5 protein-coding genes are annotated in these 5009 nt (G+C 38.6%); all 5 read left to right on the top strand.

Annotated features, from left to right (window positions below; translation table 11 throughout):
- The coding region (locus VL047_RS00050) for a hypothetical protein (protein ID WP_325357234.1) at positions 1-437 on the top strand (437 nt) is incomplete at its 5' end.
- A 122-nt stretch (positions 438-559) separates the two neighbouring features.
- Positions 560-1561 (top strand): DUF4249 family protein, encoded by a 1002-nt coding sequence (locus VL047_RS00045; protein WP_325357232.1) that lies wholly within the window; start codon positions 560-562, stop codon positions 1559-1561.
- Between the two features lie 5 nt (positions 1562-1566).
- Complete coding sequence (locus VL047_RS00040; RefSeq protein ID WP_325357230.1) at positions 1567-3870, top strand: TonB-dependent receptor; 2304 nt, start codon at positions 1567-1569, stop codon at positions 3868-3870.
- A 96-nt stretch (positions 3871-3966) separates the two neighbouring features.
- Complete coding sequence (locus VL047_RS00035; protein ID WP_325357228.1) at positions 3967-4413, top strand: hypothetical protein; 447 nt, start codon at positions 3967-3969, stop codon at positions 4411-4413.
- A gap of 244 nt (positions 4414-4657) precedes the next feature.
- A partial coding sequence (locus VL047_RS00030) for a hypothetical protein (protein ID WP_325357226.1) occupies positions 4658-5009 on the top strand: 352 nt, incomplete at its 3' end.

Below are 5009 nucleotides of genomic sequence, written 5' to 3'. Positions count from 1 at the left end.
TAGCGTTGCGTAGTGAACTGTCATGGGGCTTTAGTTGGTCCGGAGGAGGGTATTATGATTCTTCTGGTCGTTGGGAAGTTATACCGTACCTGGTCGTTGAGCCTCGCTATTATTACAATCTAAACCGTCGCCTGGAAAAAGGAAAGAGAATTGATGGGAATAGCGGCAACTACCTGTCTCTTTATACCTGTATTCAGCCCGGTATTGGTTTTAAATCAGATAATGCCAGAATTGACCCGGGTGTCTTTGTTATTCCAATGTATGGTTTGAAGCGCAATATAGGAAAGCGTTTCAATTTTGAGCTTGCCTATGGAATTGGTTATGGATGGATTTATGAAGAGTACACTTATTTCAATGGGGAGACACATCGCGAAACCGATTCAGGAGTTCTTTTAAATTTCCGTTTAGCGATAGGCTATATGTTTAAGAAGGGGTGAAACGATGGTAAAAAGTTTATTCTTCTTGTTGTGCATGTTATCCGGATTTTGTCATTCCGGCATAGCGCAGCTTAGCTACAGGTTGGAGTTAGGCGCAGGTACAAGTCCTTATTTTGATTATAATGTTGCCTGCTAAAGTTATCAGCAGGCAACATTACTTAAACATGGTATTTATGCGCTGGTATTTATTTGGGTTACTTATGCTGATTTTTGGTTGTGAGCAGGAAGTTGAAGTTGATTTGACTAAAAATTTCAAGCCTGAGTTAGCTGTGAGTTCATTTTTTTCTGCGGAGGATTCTGTTAGGGTTTTTGTTTCCTTAACTCAGCCTGCCTATTCTCAAAAATATAAGCGTGTGAAGATTTCAAAGGCATGGTTGGAGGACGATCTTAATCATCGGCATCAATTGTTAATAGATGAACACTTTTTTGATACGTCTTTGTTGAGTTCCGGAATTCCTGAATTCAAATATGGTAGCACTGTCAGATTGGTTGTAGAGTCCGATGATTTGGATATTAGTGTGACGGCTGTGGATACAATACCACATCCTGCCTATTTTAAAAATTTTGAGGTTAGTCCTTTGGAGGGAGAGCTTTTTTATTATGTGAGTGGTTCTATTATTCCGCCAATTAGAGACGGTGATGAGGATGTCTATTATGAAATTGTTTTGTACAGTACAGAAAAGGAGATGGAAGATGTGGGTCAGTATTTTACCCGGGTCTTTTATCCGTTCTCTCATCACCATTTAATTACCAGGGAGGAATACTATCCGGGGGTGTTGCTTTTAGGGTCGGTAGGGCCACCTACTCTTTTGTGGCGAAGCGTCAAAAGAGAACCTTTCTATATTGATTTTTATTATGATGCGCCAAGTACAGTATGGAATATGACTGATGGGCACATACTGCCCAAGCATTTCTTAAAAATAGAGTTGCGGACTGTTTCAAAGGCCTATTTTTCATATAAAACCTCGCTTTATCAACAACAATATGCTATAGAAGGTGACTTCCTGTATGGGTTAGCCCCACCTATTGATGTTAAGTCTAATGTGGTGGGAGGTGTGGGTATTTTTGCGGGTTATTGTAAGGTTGATACAGTATTACAAGTTGAAGCCCGCACTGTTAATTAGATTTTATGCAAGCCAGAATATTTTCTTCAGCATTTCTGATATTTGTGCTTATAAGCAGGATGGTTGCTGGTCAGTCTGATCGACAGGTCATTTCGGGTACTGTGTTCGATATTGTAACGGGTGAGGTGCTAATTGGTGCGTATATTTATGTTTCAGATGGAAAAAGTGCTACAACTTCTAACGCTCAGGGACATTTTACATTGTGGTTAGATAGCCAGGATTTTAATAGAGAGATAACTATTACTCATATCGGTTATTCTCCGGTAGCGCTTCATTTTGATTTGTTTGCATCACGCCAGATGGTCTATTTATCTCCGGCTCATTTTGCATTGGATGAGGTGTTTGTTTCGAGTCAAAAAGTGAAGGATTTCATGGTTCCGGAAGTATCCGTTTTCAAATTAGAACGACGGGAGTTGAATCTTTTACCCTCTTTTGCCGGAGAAAAGGACTTGCTTCTATATTTACAGAAATCCCCCGGAGTCAGCCTTGCAGGAGATGGCAATGCCAATTTGTATGTACGTGGCGGAGGTCATGATCAAAACTTATTTCTTTTAGATTATATGCCGCTTTATCATGTAAGTCATTTTGGTGGGTTTACATCTACTTTTAATGCGGATTTTATAAATAGTGCAGATGTTTATTTGGGAGGTTTTCCGGCACGTTATGGTGGACGGCTCTCATCGGTTGTGGATGTTTTTTCGCGGGATGGGAATAATTTAGAACATCAAAAACACTTAACATTGGGCATGTTAACCTCAAAAGCTTTATTCGAAGGTCCATTGGTTAGGGAGAGATCGTCCTATCTGGTTTCTTTTCGAAAAAACACATTTCCTTTCTTTCGTTGGATTTGGGAAATGGATGAAAAATACGCCATGTATGATTTGAATGTTAAGCTTAACTATCGCTTAACGGATAAGGACCGACTGTATTTTAGTTATTATATTGGTAATGATCATGTATCAGTCCGAGTGAAAAATGATGATAAGGTACAATCCAAATTAAAAGTTGGGTGGGGAAATCATGCCTTTTCATTACGCTATAACAGGCTGATTAATCATATGCTCTATCTGAATGTTATTATTGGTAAGTCCAGTTACGGCTATCGTGAGCAGTCTTTGGTTAAGGTTAATAACGAGGGTGGTTCCGGTAATTTTAAGAGTGATTTCTCATCGGGAATTCGAGATGATTTCATTAAAATGCATTTTGATTACCAGCCATTTAATAACTTTACTTTGATCTTTGGTAGTGAGTTGTTTCGTCATTCTTATAGACCCGGAAGTACACAATTTATACAATCTGGTAATGGATTTGCTTATTTGGACGAGAAAGACGGATTTCCACAGAAAGTGTCAATCTCTCCTAATGTTTTTGGTGAAATGATTTTTAATGATGTTTGTGGATTCTCGTTGAATGGAGGACTGCGTGTAAGTTCTATTCTTTCTGAGGGTGAAAACTACAGATTCTTTAAACCTCGCGTAACGGTAGCCCGAAGATTAACATACAACCTATCGGTAAAATTAAGTTATTCGAAAATGATGCAGCATTTCCATTTGATTTCCAATAATAGCGCAGGAATGCCAGCTGACTTTAGAATTCCTGCTCTTGAGTCAGCACCACCTTCAACAAGCCATCAGTTTTTAATAGGTCTTTATCACTCATCGTTTGATGATATGTATGAGGTTTCTCTGGAAGCATATTACAAAAAGATGCTTGATCTTGCAGACCTTAACGAAGGCGTATCATACACAACTTCAGGTTTTGATTGGGAGCGAATTCTTGCTGTTAACGGGAGAGGAGAAAGCAAGGGTATTGAGTTTTTAGTTCGTAAGACAAAAGGTGAATCGACCGGATGGCTAGGTGCTGCCTTGTCCCAATCAGTTCGCCAGTTTGATGATATTAATTTTGGCAAAAAGTATCCCTTTAAATATGACAGGTTGTTCTCTTTTTCATGGTTCTATCAGCAACAAATCAGTAAAAAAATATCATGGTCTTTAACTTGGGATTTAGGTACTGGGCTTCCATATAGCCTGCCTCAAGCACAATATAAAAATCACGAGGGCGATTTTGTATTTATTTACAATGGTATAAATAGTTTTCGTGATATTTGGTACCATCGGGGTGATGTAGGATTTTCCTATTCTACAGTAAGAAAGGCGTTTCGTAGTGAATGGAGTTTAAGTGTGATAAATATTTACAACCGGAAGAATCCGAACTTTTATTTCACACGAATTCATAACGAAAGTCCAACTATCTATCGGTTTAGTCTTTTCCCGATTATGCCATCAGTTAGTTATTCTATTAGTTTTTGAAATATACAGGCTTGTAGGCTCGCCTTAATTACGAAAGATCGCGAAACCAATGAAATAGACTTTGATCTTGTTACACCAGCACCATATTGGGCTTCAGTGTTGAACCACGATGGCGCTTTTGCGGTGGGTGATTCTTTGTTTCATGTAGCAGAAAACTACATACGGATTCTGCCATTGAGTAATATAAATAGATTAAAGTCCTGCTCTGATGTGGACAATCTAAAGTTAGACGAAGGCTCAGTATGGGTGTTGCAATCACAGGGTGAGGAATGCCAACTAAAAAGTTTTCCTGGAAATAATAATACTTTGTCGAGTGGTTATTCGTATTCCAGTGGCAATGGTCGAAGGACAAGAATAAATGTTAAATTTCAATCATGGCAGCATCTTGGGAATGGGACAGAATGGCAATATATCCATTATTGGGAAATAAAAAATCAAAGAAAGAGAGGGATTTTAGGTTGGGGAGATGAAGCCTATAAAAGTACTGTTTTCGGGGAGTGGTCAGGAAGACTTAAATTCTACGCACCATTCCTTTGGGTTTAGTTTGGGGTCAAAAGAAGGAGGCAAATGGAAGTTAGTTGGTTTTACTCCTAATAAATTTAATATTGATGAGGCATTCATTTTTGGGGCAGTAAAACATAATGGACAGTGGCAGGGCATTAGAATGTACATAAACTAAAATTTTTATACTACCATAAAGTCGGGTTGGTTTTATGGTTGTATTAATAATATTTTCAAAATAGTAAAAGCTTTAAGATTTATGTTCAAACGATTAAAATACTGTTACTTGCTTTCATTTTTCTGGCTTTCCTTTGCTGCTCAGGCACAAACGGCTGCAATGTTTGAGTTTGGAACGGGTTTTCAAGGCGATGAGTGGATGAATTATGATGCAGGTATTGCTTTTGGCTACAGCGTAATAAAAGGAGAATCCCTAAACAATGGAGTCTCATCAACAGGATTTGTTGGGGTGAAAGTTCAGAAATTCCCTATTGTTTCGCTGGCTAGTTTAAGGAAAGAAGAGAATAAGTATAACGGACTAACAACCGACTTGTGGAACTTCCCGGTTTTCGTAGGTTTACGTTCTGCGTTTAATCTTTTTGAAGTGAAAAAAGGAACGGGAAGCTATATCGGGGTTTTTC

The sequence above is a fragment of the Albibacterium sp. genome (assembly GCF_035514885.1).
Taxonomy (GTDB): domain Bacteria; phylum Bacteroidota; class Bacteroidia; order Sphingobacteriales; family Sphingobacteriaceae; genus Albibacterium.
Note: the sequence above shows the minus strand (reverse complement) of the source record. Positions and strands in the feature narration are given on the sequence as shown.